Annotated in this window: 23 protein-coding genes; 12 read left to right on the top strand and 11 right to left on the bottom strand. The window is 44.1% G+C overall.

The genetic code is table 11. The annotated features are described in order from the left end of the window. Nucleotides 1–18 precede the first annotated feature (18 nt). The 6 genes from FTV13_RS04720 to hemF form a co-directional block, all read right to left on the bottom strand. On the bottom strand, nucleotides 19–303 hold the full coding sequence (locus tag FTV13_RS04720) for a hypothetical protein (RefSeq protein ID WP_166135886.1): 285 nt from the start codon (nucleotides 301–303) through the stop codon (nucleotides 19–21). Between the two features lie 378 nt (nucleotides 304–681). Continuing rightward, nucleotides 682–891 carry a cold-shock protein gene (locus tag FTV13_RS04725; protein ID WP_004786992.1) on the bottom strand — a complete coding sequence of 70 codons (210 nt, stop codon included), beginning with the start codon at nucleotides 889–891 and terminating at the stop codon, nucleotides 682–684. 359 nt (nucleotides 892–1,250) lie between these two features. Further along, nucleotides 1,251–3,074, bottom strand: a complete 1,824-nt coding sequence (locus tag FTV13_RS04730) for an acyl-CoA dehydrogenase C-terminal domain-containing protein (protein ID WP_166135889.1) — start codon at nucleotides 3,072–3,074, stop codon at nucleotides 1,251–1,253. Nucleotides 3,075–3,460: 386 nt separating this feature from the next. After that, nucleotides 3,461–4,249, bottom strand: a complete 789-nt coding sequence (aroE, locus tag FTV13_RS04735) for a shikimate dehydrogenase (protein WP_166135892.1) — start codon at nucleotides 4,247–4,249, stop codon at nucleotides 3,461–3,463. Nucleotides 4,250–4,347: 98 nt separating this feature from the next. Beyond that, nucleotides 4,348–4,554, bottom strand: a complete 207-nt coding sequence (locus FTV13_RS04740) for a hypothetical protein (protein WP_004786985.1) — start codon at nucleotides 4,552–4,554, stop codon at nucleotides 4,348–4,350. 150 nt (nucleotides 4,555–4,704) lie between these two features. Further along, nucleotides 4,705–5,652, bottom strand: a complete 948-nt coding sequence (gene hemF, locus FTV13_RS04745; protein ID WP_166135895.1) for an oxygen-dependent coproporphyrinogen oxidase — start codon at nucleotides 5,650–5,652, stop codon at nucleotides 4,705–4,707. Nucleotides 5,653–5,894: 242 nt separating this feature from the next. On the opposite strand from hemF, the gene hemN reads away from it, so the two are divergent. Beyond that, entirely contained in the window at nucleotides 5,895–7,268 is a 1,374-nt protein-coding gene (gene hemN / locus FTV13_RS04750) for an oxygen-independent coproporphyrinogen III oxidase (protein WP_166135898.1), read from the top strand. A gap of 121 nt (nucleotides 7,269–7,389) precedes the next feature. Here the strand turns inward: hemN and ribA are convergent, their stop codons facing one another. Continuing rightward, nucleotides 7,390–7,992 carry a GTP cyclohydrolase II gene (gene ribA / locus FTV13_RS04755; protein ID WP_004786979.1) on the bottom strand — a complete coding sequence of 201 codons (603 nt, stop codon included), beginning with the start codon at nucleotides 7,990–7,992 and terminating at the stop codon, nucleotides 7,390–7,392. 311 nt (nucleotides 7,993–8,303) lie between these two features. Here ribA and dxs point away from each other — a divergent pair, with 311 nt between their 5' ends. The 8 genes from dxs (at nucleotide 8,304) to FTV13_RS04795 (ending at nucleotide 17,158) form a co-directional block, all read left to right on the top strand. Continuing rightward, nucleotides 8,304–10,214 carry a 1-deoxy-D-xylulose-5-phosphate synthase gene (dxs, locus tag FTV13_RS04760; RefSeq protein ID WP_180011175.1) on the top strand — a complete coding sequence of 637 codons (1,911 nt, stop codon included), beginning with the start codon at nucleotides 8,304–8,306 and terminating at the stop codon, nucleotides 10,212–10,214. Nucleotides 10,215–10,328: 114 nt separating this feature from the next. Next, a complete protein-coding gene (locus FTV13_RS04765; protein WP_004786976.1) occupies nucleotides 10,329–11,159 on the top strand; it encodes an inositol monophosphatase family protein in 831 nt (276 codons plus the stop codon). A gap of 529 nt (nucleotides 11,160–11,688) precedes the next feature. Continuing rightward, nucleotides 11,689–13,521 (top strand): DEAD/DEAH box helicase, encoded by a 1,833-nt coding sequence (locus FTV13_RS04770; RefSeq protein ID WP_180011177.1) that lies wholly within the window; start codon nucleotides 11,689–11,691, stop codon nucleotides 13,519–13,521. A 408-nt stretch (nucleotides 13,522–13,929) separates the two neighbouring features. Continuing rightward, the gene (locus FTV13_RS04775) at nucleotides 13,930–14,748 is read left to right on the top strand and encodes an ABC transporter ATP-binding protein (RefSeq protein WP_005233709.1); all 819 of its coding nucleotides are present in this window, start codon (nucleotides 13,930–13,932) and stop codon (nucleotides 14,746–14,748) included. Next, nucleotides 14,745–15,524, top strand: coding sequence for a lipid asymmetry maintenance ABC transporter permease subunit MlaE (mlaE, locus tag FTV13_RS04780; protein ID WP_004786970.1), 780 nt, complete (start codon nucleotides 14,745–14,747; stop codon nucleotides 15,522–15,524). Before FTV13_RS04775 ends, mlaE begins: the two co-directional genes overlap by 4 nt. After that, nucleotides 15,524–16,201 (top strand): outer membrane lipid asymmetry maintenance protein MlaD, encoded by a 678-nt coding sequence (locus tag FTV13_RS04785; protein WP_179992763.1) that lies wholly within the window; start codon nucleotides 15,524–15,526, stop codon nucleotides 16,199–16,201. The genes mlaE and FTV13_RS04785 overlap by 1 nt, the downstream gene beginning before the upstream one ends. An 18-nt stretch (nucleotides 16,202–16,219) precedes the next feature. After that, nucleotides 16,220–16,855 carry a phospholipid-binding protein MlaC gene (locus FTV13_RS04790; RefSeq protein WP_004786965.1) on the top strand — a complete coding sequence of 212 codons (636 nt, stop codon included), beginning with the start codon at nucleotides 16,220–16,222 and terminating at the stop codon, nucleotides 16,853–16,855. A gap of 12 nt (nucleotides 16,856–16,867) precedes the next feature. Beyond that, the gene (locus tag FTV13_RS04795; RefSeq protein ID WP_180011179.1) at nucleotides 16,868–17,158 is read left to right on the top strand and encodes a lipid asymmetry maintenance protein MlaB; all 291 of its coding nucleotides are present in this window, start codon (nucleotides 16,868–16,870) and stop codon (nucleotides 17,156–17,158) included. Nucleotides 17,159–17,264: 106 nt separating this feature from the next. Here FTV13_RS04795 and FTV13_RS04800 read toward each other — a convergent pair whose 3' ends face one another. After that, nucleotides 17,265–18,278: a CorA family divalent cation transporter gene (locus tag FTV13_RS04800; protein WP_159122636.1), complete on the bottom strand. Its 1,014-nt coding sequence runs from the start codon at nucleotides 18,276–18,278 to the stop codon at nucleotides 17,265–17,267. A 152-nt stretch (nucleotides 18,279–18,430) separates the two neighbouring features. On the opposite strand from FTV13_RS04800, the gene FTV13_RS04805 reads away from it, so the two are divergent. Further along, nucleotides 18,431–19,021 carry a TIGR00730 family Rossman fold protein gene (locus tag FTV13_RS04805; protein ID WP_180011182.1) on the top strand — a complete coding sequence of 197 codons (591 nt, stop codon included), beginning with the start codon at nucleotides 18,431–18,433 and terminating at the stop codon, nucleotides 19,019–19,021. Nucleotides 19,022–19,049: 28 nt separating this feature from the next. Continuing rightward, a complete protein-coding gene (locus tag FTV13_RS04810; protein WP_180011184.1) occupies nucleotides 19,050–19,451 on the top strand; it encodes an NUDIX domain-containing protein in 402 nt (133 codons plus the stop codon). Nucleotide 19,452: 1 nt separating this feature from the next. Here the strand turns inward: FTV13_RS04810 and FTV13_RS04815 are convergent, their stop codons facing one another. Together FTV13_RS04815 and recG are read right to left on the bottom strand one after the other, a co-directional pair. After that, on the bottom strand, nucleotides 19,453–20,088 hold the full coding sequence (locus tag FTV13_RS04815; RefSeq protein ID WP_180011186.1) for a ComF family protein: 636 nt from the start codon (nucleotides 20,086–20,088) through the stop codon (nucleotides 19,453–19,455). Beyond that, nucleotides 20,075–22,120 (bottom strand): ATP-dependent DNA helicase RecG, encoded by a 2,046-nt coding sequence (recG, locus tag FTV13_RS04820; RefSeq protein WP_179992766.1) that lies wholly within the window; start codon nucleotides 22,118–22,120, stop codon nucleotides 20,075–20,077. The genes FTV13_RS04815 and recG overlap by 14 nt, the downstream gene beginning before the upstream one ends. 33 nt (nucleotides 22,121–22,153) lie before the next feature. Between recG and FTV13_RS04825 the strand changes: the two genes are divergently transcribed. Further along, on the top strand, nucleotides 22,154–22,966 hold the full coding sequence (locus tag FTV13_RS04825; RefSeq protein ID WP_179992767.1) for an NAD-dependent epimerase/dehydratase family protein: 813 nt from the start codon (nucleotides 22,154–22,156) through the stop codon (nucleotides 22,964–22,966). A 177-nt stretch (nucleotides 22,967–23,143) separates the two neighbouring features. On the opposite strand, the gene plsB is transcribed toward FTV13_RS04825, so the two are convergent. Then, a complete protein-coding gene (gene plsB, locus FTV13_RS04830) occupies nucleotides 23,144–25,711 on the bottom strand; it encodes a glycerol-3-phosphate 1-O-acyltransferase PlsB (RefSeq protein WP_166135528.1) in 2,568 nt (855 codons plus the stop codon). Nucleotides 25,712–25,897 lie beyond the last annotated feature (186 nt).

Consider the following 25,897-nt stretch of genomic DNA (forward strand, 5'->3'; position numbering starts at 1 on the left):
GCATTTAAGCCATTCGGATTAACGATACTTAGGTGGCAACTTGTGATGCGGGCCATTGTGATGATTTTTGTTGAAGAAGCCCTTATGGTCTTTCTTGCCAAATTTATCATGACGATCATGCTGGTTAAAATGCGCTTTAGGAGGTGCTTTATGGAAACCCCCTTTATGCGGCATTGGTTTCTTATCAAAATGATGCGCTGATGGCGTTGGATGACGATGATCCGGTCCAGGAGCCGCCATTGCTGACATGGTAGCTGTTGTTGCGATCAAGCCAATCATTAAAGAAGAAACTAGTTTTTTCATGATCATACTCATATTTATTCAATGAGTTCATCATAGGAGTCAGTGATGTAGGGAAAATGGAGCTATAGACAAGACTTTTGTAAATTCTAGGATTTCTTTAAACTTTTTATTTAAGTAATTAATAAATAATATTTTTAATTAAAACTTCTATATTTTTATGGGCAATTTTTGATTTTAAAATCATCAAAATTCTTCTCAGTTTCTTCATGTTTTAACCTGAATAAATTTAGATGAAGAAATTTAGGACAAGATGATGAATGAAAAGCGAATATTTTTAATTATCTTTAAAATTTAATTAATTGATCTAGAAACTAAAATTAGCCAATTTAAGGTACAAAAAAAGCACTCTAATGAGTGCTTTTTTTCATCTTCGCAATATTAGATTGCAGTGATGTTAGTCGCTGTAGGACCTTTTTGGCCTTGAGCTACGCTGAAAGAAACCTTTTGGCCTTCAGCTAAAGTTTTGAAACCTGAACCTTGGATTTCGCTGAAGTGAGCGAAAACATCTGGACCATTGTCTTGTTGAATGAAGCCAAAACCTTTAGTTTCGTTGAACCACTTTACTGTACCGGTAACTGTGTTAGACATAATATAACCTATTGAATCTTATGGATTTATAGTCAAAATTTCAGATGACTAGCTGTAACTTTGAAAAATAAAAAGGATGGAGCTTATTGATCTTTAAAACGAAGGTTTATGACTAAAACTGCGATACTTAAAAGAAGACTAACCAAAACAAGAATTTTTCTAGTTATCGCCATCATACCCTGTATTTATAGATATTCAAGTAAATTATATGGATTATTTAATAGACGTCTGAAAATTATAGATATAAATTTGTGTAGTTTGTGTACGCAGCAGATTTTTCTTTGTATCCAGTCATCATTTTGACATATGAAAAAGAGCGCCGTAGCGCTCTTTTTAAAGCTAAAACCTAAACTTTTGACTTAGTAATCAAAACTGAAGTGTTCTGCTGCCAGTGAAGTCATGGTTTTGGATGGATTCACCATTGCTTCAGCATGGCCTTGGGCACGTGGCAATAAACGCTCAAAGTAGAAATCAGCAGTTTTAATTTTCGCTTTGTAGAACTCTGGAACTTCTGCACCATCACCAGCAACCAGTTTCGCTGAAGCCACTGCAGCTTGTTGTGCCCAGAAGTAAGCCATCATTACATAGCCTGAGAACATCAGGAAGTCCACAGAAGCAGAGGATACGATGTCACGGTCTTTACGTGCTGCCAGCATGATACGTACAGTTAACGCATTCCACTGTGCACATAGCTTGGTCAGGTCCCAGGCAAAACGGCGCATGTATTTATTGCGTGCATGCTGTCCACAGAATTTCAGAATTTCAGCGGTGTAATCACGAATCACTTTACCTTTAGAGGTTAGCAGGACCTTACGACCAATCAGGTCAAGTGCCTGAACGCCAGTCGTTCCTTCGTACAGGGTAGAGATACGTGAATCACGAACGATTTGCTCCATGCCCCATTCTTTGATGTAACCATGACCACCAAATACTTGCATACCGTGGTTCGCTGCTTCATAACCCATTTCAGTCAGGAAGCCTTTCAGAATAGGGGTATAGAAACCTAAGTGATCATCCTGCTGTTCAAATTCAGCAGTATCACCACGCAGCAGAGCATCATTCATGTTATCTGCGATTTGTGCAGCATGATAGATCATGGCACGACCACCTTCAGCAATCGCTTTCTGGGTCAACAGCATACGGCGTACATCAGCATGGTGGATAATCGCATCCGCCACTTTTTCTGGATCTTTTTTACCAGACAGGGCACGCATCGACATACGTTCTTTGGCATATGGCAATGCACCCTGGAACGATAGTTCTGCATGACAGATACCTTGGATTGCGGTACCAATACGCGCGGTATTCATGAAGGTAAACATGGCATGCAAGCCTTTGTTTGGCTCGCCAATTAAATAACCTACTGCATTGTCAAAGTTTAGTACCGCTGTTGCAGAGGCACGGATCCCCATTTTGTGTTCAATCGAACCACAGTTCACCGCATTGCGTTCACCAATACCGCCATCTTCAGTGGCAATAAATTTCGGTACGATGAACAGGGAAATGCCTTTAGTGCCTTGTGGCGCATCTGGAAGACGTGCCAAAACGATGTGCACGATATTTTCAGTTAAATCGTGTTCACCCGCAGAAATGAAGATTTTAGTGCCAGAAATCGCATAAGTACCATCAGCTTGCGGTTCTGCTTTAGTTTTTACCTGACCCAGGTCGGTACCACATTGTGGCTCAGTCAGACACATGGTTCCTGACCAGGTACCTGCAACCAAATGCGGTAGATAGGTGTTTTTCTGCTCGTCAGTACCATACTGGATGATGGTATTGATACAGCCCACGCTCAAACCTGGATACATCTGGAAAGACCAGTTTGCTGTACCCATCATTTCGGATTTGATCAGGTTTAAAGACATCGGCAGGTTTTGACCGCCAAATTCTTCAGGATAAGACAGACCTTGCCAGCCACCTTGTACGAACTGATCATAAGCTTCCTTGAAGCCTTTAGGTGTGCGTACTTCGCCATTTTCAAAATGACAGCCTTCTGCATCGCCGGTCTGGTTCAGTGGAGAAAGTACATTTTCACAGAAATCTGCCGCACCTTCTAGAATCATGTCTACCGTATCTGCATCGGCATATTCGCCATTTGACAGTTTTTGGTAATGTGCAGGGTAATCAAGCACTTCATTCATTAAGAAGCGAATATCACGTAAAGGAGCTTTATATGCTGGCATGCGTTTAATCCTGATTAAAATAGTTTTGGATTATCTGTATCGATTCTATGATTATTCACATTGGGGATAAAAAAACATTGATAAAGACAACAAATAAAAATGTCAGAAAAGCGAATCGAGAAGATCAGACAAGTTTAAAGATTAAATAACGGAACTCTCCATCTTTAAATAAGGCACTTATATTGAAAAATGCTTATCTGTCTGGACTTTAATCAATATTTAGGGAGATTGTCTAGGGGTATTTTTGTATGAATTGTACACGAATGTTAGGGGCTAATCATTGGATAAATCATGTCATTAAATCCAATTTAATTTTATTATTTTTAATGAAAGGAAAAGAGTGAACGGATTAATGGCTAACCCGTTCATCTCAAAAATATTCAGAATTAAAGAAAATCTTTCAGCTCAGGTTTTACTCCGTTCCAGATATAAAAAGATTCAATGGCCTGACCGACTAGCATGCCGAAACCTTCAGAGGTAGGGACGCCACGGGCTTTGGCTTGATCTAAGAACGTGGACGGTTTGCCATAGGCCATTTCATAGGCATGTTTAAACTGTAGAGCTTCAGGTAGTACCAGCGCATCACCGCTAAGACTGGCAGAAGTCGCATTAATCACGATATCAAACTCACCAGCTAAATCAGTTAAGGCAATGGCTTGTAACTCCGCTTGAGGCACAGCGTCTTTTAGATCGGCAACCAGTTGTTCTGCACGTGACAAAGTACGGTTAGCAATAACAATCTTCTTCACACTAGCCTGTACCAATGGATAGATCACGCCGCGGGTCGCGCCACCAGCACCAATAATCAGGATATCGGTATTTTCCAGAGTCCAGTCAAGAGCACGAATAGCCTCGACTAAGCCTTGTCCATCAGTATTGTCACCATGCAGAATGCCATCTTTCATCCATAGGGTATTCACGGCTTTGGCGATTTTGGCGCGTTCGGTAAGGACCTGGCACTGGGCAAAGGCCTGTTCTTTGAAGGGCACAGTCACATTCATGCCAATACCGCCCTGAGCAAAAAATTCCTGGATATTGGCTGTGAAACCATCCAGAGGGGCAAGGCGTTTGGTATAGGTCAGATTGACCCCGGTTTTGGCAGCGAAAGCCTGATGCAGTTCAGGAGAGCGTGATTGTTCGATGGGGTTGCCAATGACGGCAAATTGCTTGCTCATTTCACCATGTCCATGTGCGGAAATGGCCATTAATATACGTGAAAATGCAGGAGGGCTAAAGCCTGTCAGCAGTGAAAAGCAGGCTAAAGATTAAAGGTTTAGGAACTGCAAATCTCAATAATATGTTCGACAAAAAGCAAGGCCATACTAAATAAGGTTCCGGCAATCGTGAGAACACTCACAGAAATGGCAACTACATCTAGAATCAGGTTATGACTGATGACAGCGGTACTAATCGCACTAATACCAAGCGCCAGAAATAGCCAAAAGGCCAACGTAGCAGGATTAAGGTGAAGCTTAAACATTGTTATTTTTACCTAGCAGAATTTATCTTTATCAGAGTCAAGATCAAGGAGTAGATCCTGAAATATCTTTCTGAGTTGCAGTATAGAGGATTTATCCATTAAAAAAGCCCTCGATCTGAGGGCAATTTGTATTTAAATATTTTGATTGCTTTATTTTGTTTTTAATTCTGTTAACCAGTCATGTGGTTTAAGGTAGTAATCAGTCAAGCGTTTTTCTGGTGATCCTTCGGCCCATTCCGGACGGTATAACCAGCCGGTAAGAGGTGGCAGGCTGACTAGAATTGATTCAATCCGGCCACCCGTCTGCAGGCCAAATAGTGTGCCCCGGTCATATACCAGATTGTATTCCACATAACGGCCACGACGATACAGCTGGAAATCACGTTGTGCTTCAGTATAAGACTTGTCTTGGTTACGCTGGAAAATTGGCAGAATGGCCTCTAAATAGCCATTGCCTACAGCCTGCATATACTGAAAACAGGTTTCAAAATCCCATTGATTCAGGTCATCAAAGAATAGACCGCCGACACCGCGCTGCTCATCACGATGTTTTAGATAGAAATAATCATCACACCATTTTTTATGTTCTGGATAAACCTCTTCGCCAAAAGGCGCACAGAGATCATGCGCTGTCTGGTGCCATGACAGCACATCTTCATCATTTGGATAGAAAGGGGTGAGGTCAAAACCGCCACCAAACCACCAGATTGGATCCTGACCTTCTTTTTCCGCCACAAATAAACGTACATTGGCATGTGAGGTCGGGACGTTCGGATTTTTAGGATGGATAACTAAAGATACACCCATGGCTTGGGCTTTAGCTCCGGCTATATTCGGATGGCGTTCAGTGGCAGAAGCGGGCAGTTTGGAAATATTGATGTGAGAGAACATCACACCGCCTTTTTCAATCACCTTACCATTTTGCAGCACGCGTGAACGGCCACCGCCACCTTCAGGACGTTCCCAGTCATCAATCACGAATTCAGCCGTGCCGCCACCGGCACGTTCCTGCTGTTCCAGCGCGGCACAAATCCGGGCTTGCAGGTCGAGGAGAAAATCGCGAACGCGTTGAATATCTGCAGAGGTAGGATGCTGCATCAGAACCCTCATAGGGAAATAAAAAGACTGCTTACATCAAAGCATAAAATGGCCTAAAAATTAAGGTGTTTTTCTGGAGGCTCACCATCTGTAACAACATTCAATCTAATGTTTTAGAGCAATTTGCTTCAGCTCAAATCCGACCACACTACTAGGTTGAATTCTTTTTTTGAGCTCCGCACAATAACCCTAACAGCGCTCTATGCAGCGCATTAACCTGACTGATAAGGTGGTAGGCATTCATGACTGTGCAGGCAAATTCTCTCATTCAAAAATATAATGTCCCCGGTCCTCGCTACACCAGTTATCCAACTGTACCTTATTGGGAAGAGTCAGGATTTTCACTAGAGCTTTGGAAGCAGACATTAAAACGTTCTTTTCAGGAGTCGAATGCGACTGAAGGCGTTAGCCTGTATATCCATCTACCATTTTGTGAAAGCTTATGCACCTTTTGTGGCTGTCATAAACGGGTGACCAAACGTCATGAAGTCGAGCTGCCTTATATACAAGCTGTGCTGAAAGAATGGGAGTTATATTGTGAGCTGTTGCAAGAGAAACCCATCATCAAAGAAATTCATCTCGGCGGTGGGACACCAACGTTCTTTTCTATTGAAAATTTAACCCAGCTCATTCAAGGTATTTTGTCCAAAGCCGAGATTGCAGCAGAACATGAATTCAGCTTCGAAGGTCATCCAAACAATACCACGCGTGAGCATTTGCAAGGCTTATATGACTTGGGCTTTCGTCGGGTCAGTTATGGCGTGCAGGATTATAATGAAACCGTACAAAAAGCCATTCACCGCATTCAACCTTATGAAAATGTTAAACAGGTGACTGAATGGGCACGTGAAATTGGTTATGAATCGATTTCGCATGATCTGGTTTTTGGTCTGCCATTTCAAAGTCTGGATGATGTTTTAAATACTATTGATCAGACCAATTCATTGTTACCAGACCGTCTGGCCTTATATAGCTATGCACATGTGCCTTGGATTAAAGGGAATGGCCAGCGCGGTTTTAAAGATGCGGATGTGCCAAAAGATGAGATCAAGCGTCAATGTTATGAAGAGGGTAAGAAAAAGCTCCTAGCGCATGGTTATCATGAAATTGGTATGGATCATTTCGCGCTAGAAAAAGACAGCATGTACCAATCCTTTCAATCCGGAACTTTGCACCGCAATTTTATGGGTTATACCGCGTCTAAAACTCAGGTGATGATCGGACTCGGAATCTCTTCGATTAGTGATAGCTGGTATAGCTTCGCACAGAATGTGAAAACCATTGAAGAATATTATGAACTGCTAGAGCGGAATCAGATTCCAGTGGTAAAAGGGCATATCCTGACTCAGGAAGACCTGATCATTCGTAAACATATCCTGAATCTGATGTGTAGTTTTACTACTTCATGGGAAAGTGGAGACATACAGTTTGCTGAAATTGATGAAGTGCTAAAGCAGCTTGAGGAAATGCAGCAGGATCAGCTAATCAAAATTGAAGACTCTTCAGTCACGATTTTGGAGAAAGGGAAACCATTTGTACGCAATATTTGCATGGCTTTTGATTTACGTTTAAAGCGTCGTATGCCAGAGAACCGGATTTTCTCAATGACGATTTAAGAATCCCTCTTAGGATCTTATAAATCCCTCCAAACCTCCCTTTAAAAAAGGGAGGCTTCCCTATACTTATATAAAAGGAAATTTCCCCTCTTTGAAAAAGAGGGGGCAGGGGGAGATTCTTTTAAAAATCTTCCTTCTGATACATATGTGCCATACGCTCATGCTTGGTTTTGAGGTATTGCTCATTGAATGGATTCAGACCCACAGTGAGTGGTACACGGTCCACTACATTAATGCCTTGCTCTTTCAGTGCATCAATTTTTAAAGGGTTATTGGTGATCAGGCGGACGGCTTTTACACCTAGGTGATCCAGCATGATGCTGCACATATCATATTGACGTGCATCTGCCGGTAAATTCAGCATCAGATTGGCATCGACCGTATCATGACCCTGGTCTTGCAAGGCATATGCACGGATTTTATTGGTCAGGCCAATTCCGCGTCCTTCCTGACGTAAATAAAGAATGACACCGCGACCCACTTCATTAATCAGTTTTTGTGTTGCCTGGAGTTGAGGGCCACAGTCGCATTTTAATGAAGCAAAGGCATCACCGGTTAAACATTCAGAATGTACACGGACCAGCACAGGTTCATCACTTGGTTCTTCGAGGCCTTTAGAAAGAGCGACATGTTCTTCGCCAGTTTTAGGGTCTTGAAAAACAGTAATTTTAAATTCACCATGAGCGGTCGGTAATCTTGAAGTTGCGACAAATTCGATAGGCACAGCTGAACCCGTAAAATCCTAATAAAGTAGCTAAAGTATAGCGTAATGCTTAAACATTAGTAGAATTGCTCAGCTGAATTTATGAAGAACATTTTCTTTTTTGTAGAAAGCGAACGATAATAGTTGATAAATAGTAAGATTATTCAGGATAATCGTAGCCTGCAAATTTTTCACCCCGACGAGATCGCTGTTTAATATTGCATCGCTAGAAGCGTAGCTGAATTGAAGCTGCTACAATTCAACTATATGATCGGTTATTCCCCATTGACCTAGCTTAAGATTTTGCCAGGCTTTAGAAGGCTTTGCCATATATGCTGTATACAGAAATACCAACTCAACGCCCTGTAACACCGTTGCTTGATGCGATCGATCATCCTGAGCAACTGCGTGCACTCGAGCAAAGCCAGCTCACTCAAGTGGCAGATGAGTTACGTCAATTCATTTTGTATGCTGCGGGTCAGAGTGGTGGACACTTTGGGGCCAATCTGGGTGTGATTGAGCTCACAGTCGCTTTACATTACTGCTTTAATACGCCACATGATCGCCTGATCTGGGATGTGGGTCATCAGGCTTATCCGCATAAGGCGTTGACTGGACGTCGTGAACAGCTCACTACAATCCGTGCCAAAGATGGTCTGGCCGCATTTCCAGCGCGTGAAGAATCTGAATTTGATACTTTTGGGGTAGGACATTCATCTACCGCCATTTCTGCTGGCCTTGGCATGGCTTTGGCCCGCCGTTATCAGAACAATCCGTGTGAAGTCGTATCAATCATTGGTGATGGGGCCATGACAGCAGGCATGGCTTTTGAAGCGATGAATGATGCTGTGGCACATCAGGCTGACCTGATGGTGATTCTGAACGACAATGATATGTCGATCTCTTGCAGTACTGGTGGTTTTGCCAAGCATCTTGCTGCAATCTGGGAACGTGGCGAATTCGTCAACGTGACTGAAGATGGTGAGGCTTATGTACAGCCACATCCGGAATGGCTATATAACTCTCGTTTACATCAGGCTGCAACTGATGCCGCAGATAACCTGTTTAAAGCCATTGGTTTTGATTATTTTGGTCCTTATGATGGCCATGATGTTAAACAGCTGGTACATGTCTTTAAAGCCTTGAAAAAACGTAAAGGTCCGCGCCTAATTCATATCTATACCAAAAAAGGTAAGGGCTTTGCACCAGCAGAATGTGACCAGATTAAATACCATGCGATTAGTAAACTCAATGCAGTTGCAGTAGCTAATCCAGCACCGAAATATTCCGATGTATTTGGACAATGGTTATGTGATGAAGCAGCACAGGATAAACGCCTATTGGCGATTACTCCGGCGATGTGTGAAGGTTCAGGTATGGTGCAGTTTGCCAAAGAATACCCTGAACGTTTCTTTGATGTGGCCATTGCAGAACAACATGCAGTGACGCTGGCAGCAGGTATGGCTTGTGAAGGTTTAAAACCGGTCGTCGCTATCTATTCAACTTTCTTGCAACGTGGTTATGATCAGTTGGTGCATGATGTAGCGCTGCAAAATCTGGATGTGACGTTTGGGATCGATCGTGCCGGTCTGGTTGGTGAAGATGGTCCAACGCATGCTGGTGCCTATGATTATGCCTATATGCGTACCATTCCGAATCTGGTGATCATGGCGCCAAAAGATGAGAATGAATGCCGTCAAATGTTGCATACGGCTTATCTGTATCATGGTCCGGCAGCAGTGCGTTATCCGCGCGGGAATGGACTGGGTGTGGAAATCCAGAAAACCATGACCGAGATGCAGATCGGTCAGGCAGAATTATTGCTCAGTCTGAACGAACAATATGATGAATATGTTTCGATTCTGGCATTCGGTAGTCGGGTTCAAGCCGCAGTGGAAGCTGCTCAGGTATTTGCCAGCAAACATGATGTGGGCGTACGCGTAGTGAATATGCGTTTTATCAAACCACTGGATACCAAAATATTAAACCAGTTGGCTCATTCAACCAGACTGTTTGTCACTGTTGAAGAACATGCAGTCATGGGCGGTGCAGGAAGTGCTGTGAATGAGTACCTGGCTGAAGTTCAGATCGTTAAACCAATTCTAAATTTAGGTTTGGCGGATACCTTCATGGCACAAGCAACACATAGCCAGATGTTGCAGCAGGCGGGACTTGATAGCCAAGGCATTGAAAAATCAATCAATGAAGCCTGGTCAAAGCTCGGGCAAAGCGTCCTATTTTAAACTCTTAAAAAGTTTCGACACATTTTTTCCCAAAAAGCCCGGATATTTGCTAAAATATGCGGGCTTTTATGCATTATTCTTTATCAGTATCTTCAAATTTGTAGTGGGTGTTCAATGGAACCTATGGTGGTGATGGCTGCGCGTGCGGCTCAATTAGTTGGTCAAGAGCTTTTAAAAGCGCATCAAAATCGTCATAAACTCGATCTGCAAGTCGAAGAAAAAGGCATTGATGGTCCGGTAACGCGTGTAGATCGTTATCTGGAACAGTTGACCATCGATACTCTACGTAAAAGCTATAAAAATCACAGTTTCCTTGGTGAAGAATTTGGTCTGCAAGAAGGTAAAGGTCACGACGCTGATTGGTGTTGGGTGATCGATCCACTTGATGGCACACTAAACTTTATCAACGGTTTTCCGCATTTCTGTATCTCTATCGCAGTTCAGCACAAAGGTGTAACTCAACACGGTGTTATTTATGACCCGGTGAAAGATGAGCTATTCTCTGCGAGCCGTGGTCGTGGTGCAATGCTGAACCAGCGCCGTATCCGTGTAAATGTTAAAGACAGTCTGAACAATACTTTCCTGGCAGTAGGTCATGCTTACCGTACTAAACGTAATGGTGAAGTAGTCTCTTATGCCAAGAATCATTTTGATGCATTGCTCAATGTGACTGAGGCAGGTGCACAATTCCGTCGTGGTGGTTCAGCTGCCTTGGATCTGGCTTATGTCGCTGCCGGTCGTCTTGATGGTTACTTCGAGCTTGGCTTGAAACCTTGGGATATTGCAGCAGGCGAGTTAATCGTGAAAGAAGCGGGCGGTACTGTGGTTGATGCGCGTGGTGGTAGCGATTCTATGGAAAATGGTCAAGTTTTGGCTTGTTCAATGAAAATGCTGAAACCTCTTATGCAAGCAGTTGTTCCTGCTTGGGGTGAGGCAGCGAAATAATCGGGTTTAACGCCGTAAATCGAATATTAAAAAGGTATCTCTCGGGATGCCTTTTTTATTTTTTGAAAATAATTACGGGATAAATATCTTCATATTTAGATGATTCACAGCCTTGATAAAAAGAAAATTGACCAGCTGGAGAATTAATTACATTTCTTTTCTTGGTTAAGTCTTGGAAATTGATGAAGAAATTAGCAGTTAAACAAAATAATCTGAAAAGCGGATGACTTTATGAATAATCCTGCTATAATCTGCGCACGCACTTAATTTCTGTTCGTCACCTGAACATTTCTCTTCTTATCATTGTGTATGCGCGTGCGGTCCAAAGAGAGGACGATATCTCGCGCCCCAATCGCTAAAGCGATTCCTTCAGGTTATGCCGTAATCATGCGTGCGTTATATCACATCGTCGTTACTCGGATCGCCGCTGAATCATCTCTTTTCAGCGTTTAATTGCTGTACCGCTTTTTGTCGATGTCCATTTGACTTTATTTTTAATGGAGCACCCAATTTCCGGGTGGAATACTCTATGAGCAAAACTTTTGCTGAATTTTCTTTGCATGAATCGTTACAACAAGCCCTTCAAGGCTTAGGTTTTACTACTCCGACTCCTGTACAAGAACAATCTATCCCTGCTGCACTAGAAGGTAAAGACCTTTTAGTATCTAGCCAGACAGGTTCGGGTAAAACCGCTGCGTTCCTTCTCCCAACTTTGAACGCACTTGCTAACCAAGATACTTTCGTACCATTTAAAGAACGTATGAAAGCGGTGACTCAACCAACTATTCTGGTGATTTCACCAACTCGTGAATTGGCACAACAAGTATGCCAAGACGCGATTGCATTTGTACGTCACATGAAAGGTGTTCGTATTGCTGCAATTATGGGTGGTATGCCATTTGGTAAACAAATCCAGCAGTTAAAAGGTGCACAGGTTGTTGTAGCAACTCCAGGCCGTTTACTTGACCTTGTTAACCGTCGTCAAATCAAACTTGACAAAGTTGACTCGCTGATCGTCGACGAAGCTGACCGCATGCTAGACCTTGGCTTCTCTGAAGACCTGGAAGCAATCGGTGACTTGGCTGCAAACCGTAAACAAACACTGATGTTCTCTGCAACTTTCGCTCCACGTATCATTACCCTTGCTGAACGCATGATGAATGAGCCAGAGCGTATTGCAATTGAAACTGGTCACTCTACCAATACTGACATTACCCAGACTTTACACTGGACTGATGGCTTTGAGCACAAGAAAAAACTTCTTACTCACTGGTTAAACGAAGAAGATGTTGATCAGGCAGTGGTCTTTGCTTCTACTCAAGAAGATACAGATATGCTGGCTGAAGAACTTGCTGAAGCAGGTTTATCAGTTGTTGCTCTGCATGGTGCGATGCCACAAACCGTTCGTAACCGTCGTCTGCGCAGTATCCGTGAAGGTCGTGCAAAAATCCTGGTTGCAACTGATGTTGCAGCACGTGGTCTAGACGTACCGACAATCTCTCACGTGATCAACTTTGGTCTTCCTATGAAGAACGAAGACTATGTACACCGTATCGGTCGTACAGGTCGTGCGGGCCGTACCGGTAAAGCAATTACTTTAGCGACTTATCGTGAACGCGGTAAAATCCGTGCACTAGAAGACTTCCTTGAAGCTCGTCTAAATGTATCTGAAATTGAAGGTCTTGAGCCATCTCCACCTCCTGCACGCGGTAGCCGTGATGGCGCTGGTCGTGGTCGTGGCGGTCGTCGTGATGGCGGTCGTGGCTTCGGTGGTGGTCGTCGTTTCGAAGGCGAGAGCAATTTCAAACGTCGTGAAGGTGGTGATGACCGTCCACGTCGTAGCTTCGATGACAAACCTCGTGGCGAACGTCCTGCGTTCGGTGGCGAAGATCGTCCACGTCGTGACTTCAACAGCGATCGTCCACGTCGTGAAGGCGGTTTCGGTGATCGTCCACGTCGTGACTTCAATGAAGACCGTCCACGTCGCGAGTTTAACAATGATCGCCCACGTCGTGACTTCGGTGACCGTCCTCGTTTCGAAGGTAATGATGACAACCGCGGTAATCGTGTAGATTACAAACCACGTCGTGAAGGTTCTTTCGGTGACCGTCCTAAACGTGATTTTGGTGATCGTCCTGCTCCACGTCGTGAAGGTGGTTTCGGTGACCGTCCTAAACGTGATTTCGGTGATCGTCCAGCACGTCGCGAAGGTGGTTTCGGTGATCGTCCAGCACGTTCATTCGGTGATGACCGTCCAAAACGTGACTTTGGTGACCGTCCAGCGCGTCGCAACTTTGATGACAAGCCACGTGGCGAGCGTTCATTCGGTGAAGATCGTCCACGTCGTAAATTCAATGACTAATTGAATAACGTCTGAAAAAAAAACCAGCCTGAGTGCTGGTTTTTTTTATGCATTGATTTTTTGTTTTTTCAGCATAAAATGCCTAATTCATTAACTTTTTCTAGGTTTATGATGATCCGTAATCTGAAAGTGTCTTTTTATAGTCTTTCATATTATTGAGGGGTACATGTCCTACATTGCGGTAACTTTGCTTTTGTTCAATCTGATTTATTATGTATATCGTTTTTTAAATGGATCATAGTCTGTTAAAATCGCGTCGAAATAAAATTTTTGATTACTAGAAATATATGGCCAGGCATGGAGCATTATGTTTTCCATGAACTTGACCCTTCATTTTCAAATGCTAACATGTTGAACTTCGTTCTTTTGTCATATGCATGCTGAAAAAATGCAGGAATAAACTCAGCTATGAAAAATCAAACAGCGCAGGATCCTCAGTCTTTGATTGAAGTCAAGAATTTGAGTTTCAAGCGGGGTGAGCGTGTAATTTATGACGATGTCAGTTTAAACATTCGTCGTGGGCAGATTACCGCCATTATGGGACCTTCCGGAACTGGTAAAACCACTTTATTAAGATTGATCGGTGGGCAACTGACGCCTGAACAGGGTCAGGTTTTACTGGACGGTAAAGATATTGCCAAGATGTCCCGTTCCGAGCTTTTTTCCGCACGTGCACGTATGGGGATGCTGTTCCAAAGTGGCGCTCTGTTTACCGACATGAGCGTCTATGAAAATGTTGCCTTTCCGATTCGTGCGCATACCAAATTGCCTGAACATCTGATTGCTGAAATTGTGGCTTTGAAACTCGAGTCAGTAGGACTACGTGGTGCAGAGCAAATGATGCCTTCAGAGCTGTCTGGTGGGATGAATCGCCGTGTCGCGTTGGCTCGCGCGATTGCACTGGACCCTGAACTGATCATGTACGATGAACCTTTTGCCGGGCAGGATCCGATTGTGATGGGGGTTTTAACTCGACTAATCCGCTCTCTACGTGAAGCACTGGATTTAACAACCATTATTGTTTCGCATGATGTGGCAGAGACTTTATCGATTGCCGATTACATTTATGTAGTCGCAGAAGGCAAAATCCAGGGTGAGGGCACAGCAGAAGAATTGAAAAATCATCCTTCAGCCTTTGTGCAGCAGTTCCTAACCGGTTCGGTTGAAGGCCCGGTAGATTATCAGTTTAGTCATCAGGCTTATTTAAGTGATGAGGTACGTTCATGAATGCCATTGCTGCCTTAGGTAGACGCGTTATTGAACGTGTTCAGGGAATTGGTGTTGCAACACTGATGCTGTTGCAGATTCTCTTTTCCATGCCAACCTGGCTTGGAGTAAAGCTGTTTGTTTATCAGATGTATCGGGTCGGGGTACTGTCGCTCTTGATCATTGCGGTATCTGGCTTGTTTATTGGTTCAGTACTCGGTTTGCAGATGTATACCATTCTGTCGACATTTGGTAGTGAAGCGATGCTTGGTACTGCAGTGGCTTTAACCTTGTTACGTGAATTGGCACCTGTGGTTGCTGCCTTACTATTTGCTGGTCGTGCCGGTTCTGCCTTAACTGCCGAAATTGGTTTGATGAAAGCGACCGAGCAATTATCCAGTATGGAAATGATCGGGGTCGATCCATTAAAACGGGTGATTTCACCACGCCTTTGGGCCGGTATTTTTAGCTTGCCCATGCTCTCAGTGATCTTTGCTGCGGTCGGGATTATGGGCGGAAAAATGGTGGGTGTTGATTTTCTAGGTGCAGATGAAGGCGCATATTGGAGTGGCATGGAAAGTACCGTGCGATTCTATAAAGATGTCCTGAATGGCACCATTATCAAGAGTTTTGTTTTCGCATTAATTTGTACCTGGATCGCGGTTTATCAGGGTTATGCCTGTGAACCAACATCAGAAGGTATCGCAACTTCTACAACACGTACGGTCGTCTATTCTTCGCTGTGCGTATTAGGTTTTGATTTCGTGTTGACTGCGGTCATGTTCGGAGGTATTTAATGAAATCACGTACTAGTGAGCTGGCCGTTGGTGTTTTTGTCATTCTTTTCGGTATCGCCCTGTTCTTCTTGGCGATGCGTGTCAGCGGTCTGGTGGGCACCAATATTTCTGATAGCTATCAGATGACAGCGACTTTTGAAAATGTAAATGGCATCAAGCCACGCGCTAAAGTTGCTTTAAGTGGGGTGAAAGTCGGTCAGGTCGATAAAATTACACTGGATCCGGTGACCCGTTTAGCCACTGTCCATATGACGCTAGATGGCTCTCTGACTTCTTTTAATGCCGAGCAGCTCAAGCAGGTTCAGCAGGAAGCATTGGAAGAGTTACGTTATAGTTCAGACTATACCGCAGCCGATCTTGCGCAACAAAAAACAATGGAAAAACAACTATTAGATAACATGAAATCCATCACCAATATTGATGAAGATGCTTACATTATGGTAGCAACAAATGGTTTATTGGGTGAAAAGTATCTGAAAATTATTCCAGGTGGCGGTCTGACTTACTTGAAACGTGGTGAGCAGATTGCGAACACTCAAGGCACCATGGAAATTGAAGATTTAGTGACGAAATTTATTACCGGTGGTGCCGGAAAATCGTCAGATAGTCAGGAAAGTGCCTCAGAAGAAGCTGCATTTTCAGAAACAACAAATGCAGAACCGGCATTTGTTGAATAACAGATTGAGGAGATTTGAGTGAAGACTTTAGTAAAACAAACGCTTGCTGCAAGCATTCTTTCAACAATGGTTGCTGGTACAGTGTTTGCTGCACCGTCTGAAGCCCCACCTGCTTTTATTAAAAGAGTTGCAGACAATTTGATTGATCGTCTTAAAACCGATCATGCCAAATTGCAGAATAATCCTGCGCTTGTGAAAACGATTGTCCGTCAGAACCTTGACCCGTATATCGATTCACAATCGTTTACCCGGATTGTGATGGGGACTTATGCGACCAATCAGTATAGTACTGCGGCGCAGCGTGCACAGTTTGAAAAGAACTTCCGTGAAACCCTGATTGAAAATTATGGTACGGCTTTCTCTAAGTTCAGTAACCAGACTTACAGCGTTCGTCCTTACAAGGCGACTAACAGCAAAAATCCTGTGGTGACTATCGACTTTAATAACAAAGGCGAGAAAATCCCGGTTGCTTTCCAGCTGGTTGATAAAGGTTCACAATGGAAAATCCGTAACATCAATGTTTCTGGTATTGACCTAGGTCTGCAGTTCCGTAACCAGTTTGCGGCTACAGTAAAACGTAATGGTGGTAATCTGGATAAAGCCATTGCTAACTTCAAGCCAGATGCAGAAGCGGCGATTGACAAGAAAAAATAAGATAGGTGAGCTGTGATTCAATTCAATAATCAGGAACTGCAGGTTTCAGGCAAGATTGACGCTGACAATGCGCAGAACTATTACCTAGATGGTCTGCGCGTCATTCAGTCACAGGACAAGTTTCCTGTGATAGTTAATTTGGCTGGACTTGAGCAGGGAAGTACTTTGGCTTTGGCAGTTCTGGTGCGCTGGTTGCGCCAAACTCCGCAAGCACGAGGGCTACAGTTTAAAGCGGTTCCTGAGAAAATGATGAAGATTATTCAGGCCTGTCATTTGCAGGATGATTTACAGATCATTCAGTAAATAAAAAAGCACCGAAAGGTGCTTTTTTATTGTTTTTCAAATAAGCATGAATCAGATGAGGAGCGTTTCTTGCACTTCGCTTTAAAAGCAGTGCTTTAAAGCTCGCTCAAATCCACTTCTTCCATCTAAAGTAAATCAATGGCCCAATCAGGAAGCCCATAATAATAATGTTCACCATCACAAAGCTCATCGAACCTTGAGCGAAGGGCAAGACATCAGTGTTCATCCCGTAAATACTGGCAATCAGCATGGGTGGCGCAAGCATACTCGGTAAAATCGAGAAGCGACGGATCGTATCATTCTGTTCAGTGTTAATGAATCCGGACGTGGTATCCAGCAAGAAGCGGACTTTCTGGAACAGGAAGGCATCATGCTCGACCAGTGAGCGGACGTCTTCACTGAGTTCTCGAATATCCGCATCATAAATATGACTGCCTAAGGCACGTGGACGTGACAGGAAGGTAAGTACACGGCGTAAATCGATCAGACAGAGCTGAGCTTTCCCGAGCATATCTTCCAGTTGGGCCAGACGGGTAATCATGTCATCCAGATCAAGGATCTGTTCACGATGCCGGTTATTCAGAACTTCGGTTGAGTATTTTTCCAGATCCTTATGTACGTCTTCCAGAATATCGGCCAACTCATCCAATTTAGCTTCGAGCAAACCCAGCAGAATCCAAGTTGGATCTTTATAGTCAATATCATAATCATTGCGACGCGCACGGGCACGAAAGGCCCGGAAAGCTACCAGCTTTTCACCACGCAGGGTAAAGAGCCGGTCCTTATGCAAAATGAAAGCGACTGTCTGAACCGTCGCGAGGATGCTGGCATCATCCTCATGTTCACTTTCGACCTGATAATTTTTATTTTTCGTTAAGAAATAGGTACTGATGTGCAAAATACCGTCATCATCACGGTAAAATCGGGCACTCGAAGAAATATCTTCCAGAGATTTTAAGGTGGGCAGGTTTTGCTCATAGGCATCCAGAATCCATTGCTGTTCTTCCTGTGAAGGCGCAATTAAATCTATCCAAACCAGTTCCGGATGCAGGTCGAAATCACCATTGATGGTGGCATCTTCTAGGCTACCGCGCTCTGTGGCGTAAAAGGCTTCAAGCATGCTGTCTTTTCTCCCTTGCGCAGTATGTTAATCTAAATGCGTGTATTTTAGACAAGGAATTGAATAAAAACACTGATTGTGCAGTTATTTTTGAAAAAAAACTCTCAGGCGCTGCCTGCGTACTATATACCGGCAATGCAATGGTGAAAATGATGAATTCTATCGCAATTTTCTGTGGCTCAGCGCTAGGTTCTGAACCTGGTTATAAACAAATTGCCGAAAAGGTAGGCCAAACCTTGGCAAAAAGACAGCAAACACTGATTTATGGTGGTGGTCGTTCCGGATTGATGGGCATTGTAGCGGATAGTGCCTTAGCTGCAGGGGGCGAGGTCATTGGTGTCATTCCAAGACCCCTAGTGAATCGCGAACTGGCACATCCACATATTACCAAGCTGTATGTGGTCGATAATATGCATGAACGTAAGACCAAAATGTCAGAACTCTCCGATGGTTTTATTGCCATTCCGGGTGGTGCAGGAACGCTCGAGGAAATTTTTGAGCAATGGACTTGGGCACAGCTCGGGATTCATAAAAAACCTTGTGCTTTTCTCAATGTCGATGGCTTTTATGATGATTTGCTTAAATTCATTCAGATGACCACGGACAAAGGTTTTACCAAGCCACGTTTTACTAAATCCCTGATCGTAAGTGAGGATTTCGAAGAAATTTTGCAGAAATTTCAAGACTACCAGCCGCCTGAAGCGAAATGGGGTATGGTCGATCAGGAAGATCTCGTAAAATAAGTATTTCCCATTTGATCGTTCCGAATTCATGAAAATTATTACTGTCGCAGCTGCCATTATTTTGAATTCAGATCAGCAGCTGCTGGTGGTTTGCAAGAAAAATACTGACTGTTTTATGCAAGTTGGTGGCAAGCTGGAACCGGATGAAGCACCTGAACGCACCATGCTACATGAAATTCAGGAAGAAATTGGTTGTCAGGCTGAGATCCAGCAATTTATCGGGTGTTTTGAAACTCAAACTGCCAATGAACCGGATCATCAACTGGTCAGTTATGTTTATCTGGTGCAATTAGATGGCGAGCCACATATTGAGGCTGAGATTGCCGAGATGAAATGGGTGGATCTAGATCGGGAAGATGTAAAACTTGCACCACTGACTACAGAAATTGTCATACCTTGGGTTAAAAAGAACTTACTGGCACAAGCCTGATTTAAAGTTTGGCTCCCGCCAGACAGGCGGCATAAATCTGCTGACAGCCCAGTTTTTCCAGTTGCTGGCTCAAAGCTCGAATTGAGCTGCCAGTCGTAACCACATCATCAATAATTAAAACCTTACGATAACGGACTTTTGAAGAGATAGTGACCCTGAACTGGGCTTCAATATCTTCGATACGTTCCAGACGGCTTAAGCCTTTTTGTGAATGTTGCTTGAGTCGTTCAATTGGTTGCCAGACGGGAACTTGCAAGTGTTTAGCTACATGCTTGGCCAGCAACAAAGATTGATTATAGCCACGTTCAACCAGTCGTTCGGTTGAAATCGGCATAGGAACCACTGCACTGACTTTAGGAAATTTTAAGGTTAGTAATGCACCTGCCAATAATGGTTCCAGATGCAGCTTCTGCTCATATTTAAATAATTGAATCAGGCGATCCATCGGGTAGGCATAGTCACACGCCACCTGAAACTGCATTTCCTGATGCTGAATAGTCTGATGTGTCCAAGGTAACTTTTGCCAGCAATCCTGACAGACAGAATGCAGGTTTTGATAATCTGTCTGGCACAGCTGACAAGGCTGTAAACGATTCAGCCAGAGTTTACCCTGTTGTAACAGCTTAAACATAGGCATAGCGTGGAGCCTCAGGTAGCCAGCGTTTTAATAATGCATCCGCCTGTTTCGGATAATCTTTTAACATCTGCTGGGCGACATAGTGCGCCTGATTCAGCAAGTGATCATCACGTGCCAGTTTGGCTACACGGAAACCCATATCACCGGTCTGTTTGGTTCCTAACAATTCACCCGGACCACGTAATTCCAGGTCTTTCTCGGCAATGATAAAGCCATCATTGGTTTCGCGCATGATACGCAGACGTTCCTGACCATTTTGTGACAATGGATTTTTATAGAGCAGGGCACAGAAACTGGCTTTGGCACCACGACCCACCCGACCACGCAGCTGATGTAGTTGTGACAGGCCAAGCCGTTCGGCATTTTCAATCACCATAATCGAAGCATTCGGGACATCAACACCGACTTCGATCACAGTTGTAGCAATGAGTAGCTGCAGTTTATTGTCTTTGAATTCCTGCATGACTGCCTGTTTTTCATCGGCTTTCATTTTGCCATGTACCAGACCGATATTCAGTTCAGGGAAGCGTTCCTTGATCTCGGCAAAGGTTGCTTCTGCGGCTTGAGCATCCAGAGTTTCCGACTGTTCCACCAAAGTACAGACCCAATAAGCCTGTTTACCTTCAGCACAATTCGTGGCAATCCGTTGCAGAACCTCTTCGCGACGATCCAGCGGAATGGTCACAGTCTGGATCGGAGTACGACCCGGTGGCAATTCATCAATAATTGACGTATCCAGATCGCCATACGCCGACATAGCAAGCGTGCGTGGAATCGGGGTTGCGGTCATCACCAATTGATGCGGCGACATGCCATCCAAGCCTTTATTTCTCAAGGCTAAGCGTTGATCGACCCCAAAACGATGCTGCTCATCAATAATTACTAAGCCCAGTTTGGCAAACTCGACATTTTCCTGAAACAGGGCATGTGTGCCCACCACCAGATGCGCGCTACCATCACGGATCACTTGCTCTGCTGTAGTACGCGCTTTACCTTTCTGCTTGCCGGAAAGCCAGGCGACATTTAAACCGAGTGGTTCGAACCAGCGCTTGAAGTTGAGGTAATGCTGTTCGGCCAGAATTTCAGTTGGCGCCATCAGCGCGACTTGCCAGCCTTCTTCTAGGGCATGACAGGCTGCTACGCCGGCAACCAAGGTTTTTCCTGCACCCACATCACCCTGCACCAGACGTAGCATCGGTTTATTCTGTTTCAGGTCTATAGCAATTTCCTTAGATACGCGTTTTTGCGCACCGGTCATTTCGAAAGGCAAACCGGCCAAAAGCTGTTTGGCATAGGTCTTACTTGGAGAAAATGAAGGGGCTTCAATCTGCTGAATAAAAGCACGCCGGGTCAGCAAACTGATTTGATGTGCCACCAGTTCCTCAAAAATCAGACGCTGCTGTGCCGGATGTGAGCCTTGAGTGAGCTGCAACATATTGGCGTCCAATGGCGGATGATGAATATATTCCAGTGCCTGCTTCAGGCCATAACCATTGCTAAATTTTTGTGGCAACAGTTCAGGCAAATCATCACTGTGCAGTTCTAGTGCCTGTTTAATATATTCCCGCAGCTTGGGCTGAGTCAGTCCTTCGGTTGCCGGATAGATCGAGGTGAGTTGGGTATGAGGCAGAGGCGTATGTTCAGTAATGACTTGCAGCTCTGGATGATACATTTCCAGACCACGGGCACCGACTCGCACTTCACCAAAGACTCTTAAACGGTTACCGAGCTTGCAGCGATCGGTAATGCCTTTATAAATATGATAAAAACGCAACGTTACTTTGCCAGAATTATCATCCAGTAAAACTGCCATGGACTTACGTTTACCAGGTGGGAAGTCAATTCCTTTCACGACACCTTCCAGCAAATAGCTGCGTCCCACTGTCAATTGATTCATGGGAATGATCGTGCTACGGTCTTCATAGTCACGTGGTAGATGAAAAAGCAAATCATCAGTATTAAAGATATTTAGTTTTTCGAGTAAAGCAGCGGCGGCATTGCCAACGCCTTGTAACTGATGGACTGCAGCCATGTCCCCTCAACCAGGTCTGTGATTCGGTGTCGAATGCATATTTTATTTATTGGTTATGGTAAAACATCCGAGCGGGTAGCTAAACAATTATTTGAGCAAGGTCATCAAATTAGCACAATTAGCCAAAGTCCCAAAACAGATTCATTCGCAACTCATCTGATTCAGGATGTGCATACTCTAGATTTAAGTGCAGTCGCTTCGATTGATTGGGTCTATGTGTTACTCAGTCCCAAACAGAGTGGTGTCGAAGCCTATCAGCACATTTATCTGGATTCGGTTCAGCCAATCGTCACTGCCTTGAAATCCCATCCGGTAAAAAGAATTGTGGTGGTTTCATCAACCCGGGTTTATGGACAGAATGCAGGTGAAAGCGTGGATGATGAAACTGAAATTCATCCGAATGATGCTCAAGGTGAAATTCTGCATCACATGGAACAGGCGTATCTCGCGGCTTATCCTGATCAATGTACCATTATCCGCCCAAGTGGGATTTATGGGACTTCTGTGGCACGTATGCAGAAAATGGCAACCTCAATGATCAGTTATCCAAATCTGCACTGGTCGAATCGTATTCATATTGAAGACTTATCACGTTTTCTAGCTCATATGATTCACGTGGAACATCCTGATTCTTCATATATTTTGACTAATAATCAGCCACAACTTTTGCATGAAGTCTTGCAATGGTTTCAGCAGCAGATGGGTTTATTTATATTGAAAGTGGAAAGTGACAGGGTGGCGGGTAAAAAGCTGTATGCCACAAGAATGGAAAAGATAGGCTTTGAGTTAGAGCATCAGGATTGTTTTCAGGATTATTTAGAGTTGATGAATAAGACTGATTTATAAATTTGGAAGTTCCTCCTCCCTCTGGGAGGAGGTTAGGAGGAGGGTTTTTTTAAAATCACCTCTCCCTTGCGCAGCAGTGCTGCTTGTCTCCTAAAAGGAGAGGGAATATTTATCATTTTTATTAATTCTCAAGTAAAAAAAGAGAGGCCAAAACCTCTCTTTTTCTTTAAGTAAACTTTACTTTTTCTTGCGTTTCGCACGTTTCTTGGCTTGTTCAGCCGCAACCGCATCTAGTGCTTCTTTCAACTCTTCATCGGTAAAGGAGGTGATGTGATGCAGCATTTGCAGCTTCACTTCATCCAGTACCAGATCTGCATACTGCGCAACATTGGTCAGCTGCTCATCATAGACAATGGCATTGTCTTCGTTGGTACAAATATAGCCTTTTTGCGTCAGAACTTTGATAAAGCTTTGGAACAAGGCCTTGTCAAAGAATTCTGGCGAGTTGAATTCATACAGTACAGAAAGACGTTGCCCCACCAGATGACTCAGCTCTTCCACCTGACGGGTTGAAATATTGCCTGGGCCACGCTGGGTGATCAAAGCCAGTGTCATGTAATAGCGTTCCAGACTTTGGGTTACTGGAGCAGCCAGAACTTCAAGCTGGTGATGCGCTTCAGTATTCGGTGCTGGCGCTACCAGATTTTCACCATCTGCACTGATCAGATTGGTTGCAAGTAAAGCATCGATATAAGCATCAACATGTTGCTGAATTTCGTCTTCTTTCCATTTCAGGAATAGCTCAGCTTTCAGGAATGGATAGAGTGTACTGCTAGCGTTGATCGCATCTTCACGGCGAATCATGCCATTGTGTTCTACCAGTGCCGCAATCAGGGACGGCAATACAAAGCTATGCACGATGTTATTACGGAAATAAGTCAGCAATACGGCCTGATTATCTTCAATGGCAATGATATCGCCCAGAACGTGTTTCACCCGTTTAATCAGCTTGAGCTTCATTGCATAGGCAATAATCTCTTTACCTGAAAGTGAGGTAATTTGCATACGCTCATCATAAGGTAAAGCCACCAGCAGATTACGGTAGGTATCCAGCTGCTTGATACAGATTTCTTCGTCCAGCGTATGTTTCGGTGTTGCCAATAAAATAAGTGACAGCAGTGAAACCGGATTCACCACGACTGCACGGTTGATATTTTCCAGAATGGCTTGGGCAGAACTGTTGACTGCGTCGGATACTGGCTGCGGAATCGGATCATCATTCTTTTCAATTTTGATATGTTCTGCACCATGCTGTTTCAGGATGTCATCCAGAAATACCGGTTCACCGAAGTTCAGATGGACCTTGCCAAAAATACGTTCAATTTTGCGCAAGGTTTTCAGGATGCCAAAAATAGATTCTGCTTCTTTCGGCTTGCCATTCATCTCACCGACATAAGTACCACCTTCCATCAGGCGTTCATAGCCGATATAAGTCGGAACAAAGACAATTGGCTTAGCTTTGCCACGTAAATGACCATGTACGGTCATCGCCAGCATGCCGGTTTTTGGTGGCAGCAGACGACCAGTACGTGAACGGCCACCTTCGATAAAGTATTCCAGTGGGGTATTACGCGACAGCACGCTATACAGATATTCTTTAAATACGGTGGTATAGAGTGCATTACCGCGGAAGGTACGACGGATAAAGAAAGCACCGCCACCCCGTAAGATCTGACCCACAAATGGCATGTTCAGGTTATCACCTGCCGCAATATAAGGCACCATCAGACCACGACGATAAATCACATAAGACAATAACAAATAATCGATATGACTGCGGTGACATGGCGTATAGACAATTTCGTAATCTTTGGCCAGTTCACGCACGGTACTGAAATTATGTACTTCCACGCCGTCATAGAGCTGGGTCCATAAACGGGTCAGGGCTTTATCGGCGAAACGTACGGTAGAGTGAGAGTAGTCCGATACAATTTCATTCAGATAGCCAATCGCACGACGTTCTGCTTCCAGCATGCTGATTTTGCTGCGGATGCTTTCATTACGAATAGCCGCCTGTACATCCGGAGATTTAATCAGGCCATGCATCACATTACGGCGGTCTGACAGGTCAGGGCCGAGGATCACTTCACGCTGTGCATCCAAATAGTCATTCAGACGGCTGACAATATAGGTCGCTGGCGCTGAATTTGGATAAGTTTCTTTGGCAAATTCCATGAGGGCGCGCAAAGATTGTGGCTCATGAAACTCCAGATAAGACTGGCGACCATGCAGACCGATATTGACCAGCTGTTTGACCCGGCTTGGCGTAGACCAGGTATCGGTAAATAAAAGCTTGAACCAAGAATCTTCTTTTTCAGGATCACGACCCCAAAGTACAGTCACCGGTACCAGTTCCACATCCAGTTCGGGATTTTTTTCTAGGACTTCAATCAGGCGTAACAGGCGCGGAGGAAAAGCATGTGGTGGTGAGCTAAGCAGATTATTCTCATCATGATGCTGCAGGAACAGCACCGAAGCCTTTTCCTTGCTGTCACCAATCTGTAGAGGGTCAAGCGCGGGCGGCATGTTTAAACGGCGAGTTTCCGCATCGACCACCAATGCATTACTGCGTGAATGATTCTGCAAGATATAGCAGACGATTTTCTGCTGTGCTGCCGGAGTCTGGTCAGCAGTAGGAGTTGTCACTTCACTTGGTACTTCCCCAAGAACATGCGGGGTGACCACAAGATCAAGTAGCTTACTTGAAAGCTTGCGATACATTTGACCAAAGCCACTCTTGGACATAGTTACTCCTAATTTTACTGACCAAAACTACAGAATTTCTGAGGGAATTTATTTTGATTGATTATAAAAACAAACAATATGTCATTTTCTGACAAATTCAATCGAAGTGGTTCAATTTTAGCGCGAAAGCAGATGTTTTTCCTAGTAAGTTGCAAGATCAGTTGACAGAACAGTCAATCAATCTTT

Source organism: Acinetobacter sp. YH12235 (assembly GCF_013417705.1).
Taxonomy (GTDB): Bacteria; Pseudomonadota; Gammaproteobacteria; order Pseudomonadales; family Moraxellaceae; genus Acinetobacter.

Excerpts from the sequence above, each read along its gene's own strand:
- dxs (WP_180011175.1), top strand. The coding sequence starts at position 8,304 with ATGCTGTATACAGAAATACCAACTCAACGCCCTGTAACACCGTTGCTT.
- FTV13_RS04725 (WP_004786992.1), bottom strand. The coding sequence starts at position 891 with ATGTCTAACACAGTTACCGGTACAGTAAAGTGGTTCAACGAAACTAAA.
- recG (WP_179992766.1), bottom strand. The coding sequence starts at position 22,120 with ATGGCTGCAGTCCATCAGTTACAAGGCGTTGGCAATGCCGCCGCTGCT.
- FTV13_RS04825 (WP_179992767.1), top strand. The coding sequence starts at position 22,154 with ATGCATATTTTATTTATTGGTTATGGTAAAACATCCGAGCGGGTAGCT.
- FTV13_RS04765 (WP_004786976.1), top strand. The coding sequence starts at position 10,329 with ATGGAACCTATGGTGGTGATGGCTGCGCGTGCGGCTCAATTAGTTGGT.
- FTV13_RS04800 (WP_159122636.1), bottom strand. The coding sequence starts at position 18,278 with ATGCTTGAAGCCTTTTACGCCACAGAGCGCGGTAGCCTAGAAGATGCC.
- FTV13_RS04730 (WP_166135889.1), bottom strand. The coding sequence starts at position 3,074 with ATGCCAGCATATAAAGCTCCTTTACGTGATATTCGCTTCTTAATGAAT.
- hemF (WP_166135895.1), bottom strand. The coding sequence starts at position 5,652 with ATGCAGCATCCTACCTCTGCAGATATTCAACGCGTTCGCGATTTTCTC.
- mlaE (WP_004786970.1), top strand. The coding sequence starts at position 14,745 with ATGAATGCCATTGCTGCCTTAGGTAGACGCGTTATTGAACGTGTTCAG.
- aroE (WP_166135892.1), bottom strand. The coding sequence starts at position 4,249 with ATGAGCAAGCAATTTGCCGTCATTGGCAACCCCATCGAACAATCACGC.
- FTV13_RS04810 (WP_180011184.1), top strand. The coding sequence starts at position 19,050 with ATGAAAATTATTACTGTCGCAGCTGCCATTATTTTGAATTCAGATCAG.
- FTV13_RS04720 (WP_166135886.1), bottom strand. The coding sequence starts at position 303 with ATGAAAAAACTAGTTTCTTCTTTAATGATTGGCTTGATCGCAACAACA.
- FTV13_RS04770 (WP_180011177.1), top strand. The coding sequence starts at position 11,689 with ATGAGCAAAACTTTTGCTGAATTTTCTTTGCATGAATCGTTACAACAA.
- hemN (WP_166135898.1), top strand. The coding sequence starts at position 5,895 with ATGACTGTGCAGGCAAATTCTCTCATTCAAAAATATAATGTCCCCGGT.
- plsB (WP_166135528.1), bottom strand. The coding sequence starts at position 25,711 with ATGTCCAAGAGTGGCTTTGGTCAAATGTATCGCAAGCTTTCAAGTAAG.
- FTV13_RS04775 (WP_005233709.1), top strand. The coding sequence starts at position 13,930 with ATGAAAAATCAAACAGCGCAGGATCCTCAGTCTTTGATTGAAGTCAAG.
- FTV13_RS04815 (WP_180011186.1), bottom strand. The coding sequence starts at position 20,088 with ATGCCTATGTTTAAGCTGTTACAACAGGGTAAACTCTGGCTGAATCGT.
- FTV13_RS04740 (WP_004786985.1), bottom strand. The coding sequence starts at position 4,554 with ATGTTTAAGCTTCACCTTAATCCTGCTACGTTGGCCTTTTGGCTATTT.
- FTV13_RS04805 (WP_180011182.1), top strand. The coding sequence starts at position 18,431 with ATGAATTCTATCGCAATTTTCTGTGGCTCAGCGCTAGGTTCTGAACCT.
- FTV13_RS04785 (WP_179992763.1), top strand. The coding sequence starts at position 15,524 with ATGAAATCACGTACTAGTGAGCTGGCCGTTGGTGTTTTTGTCATTCTT.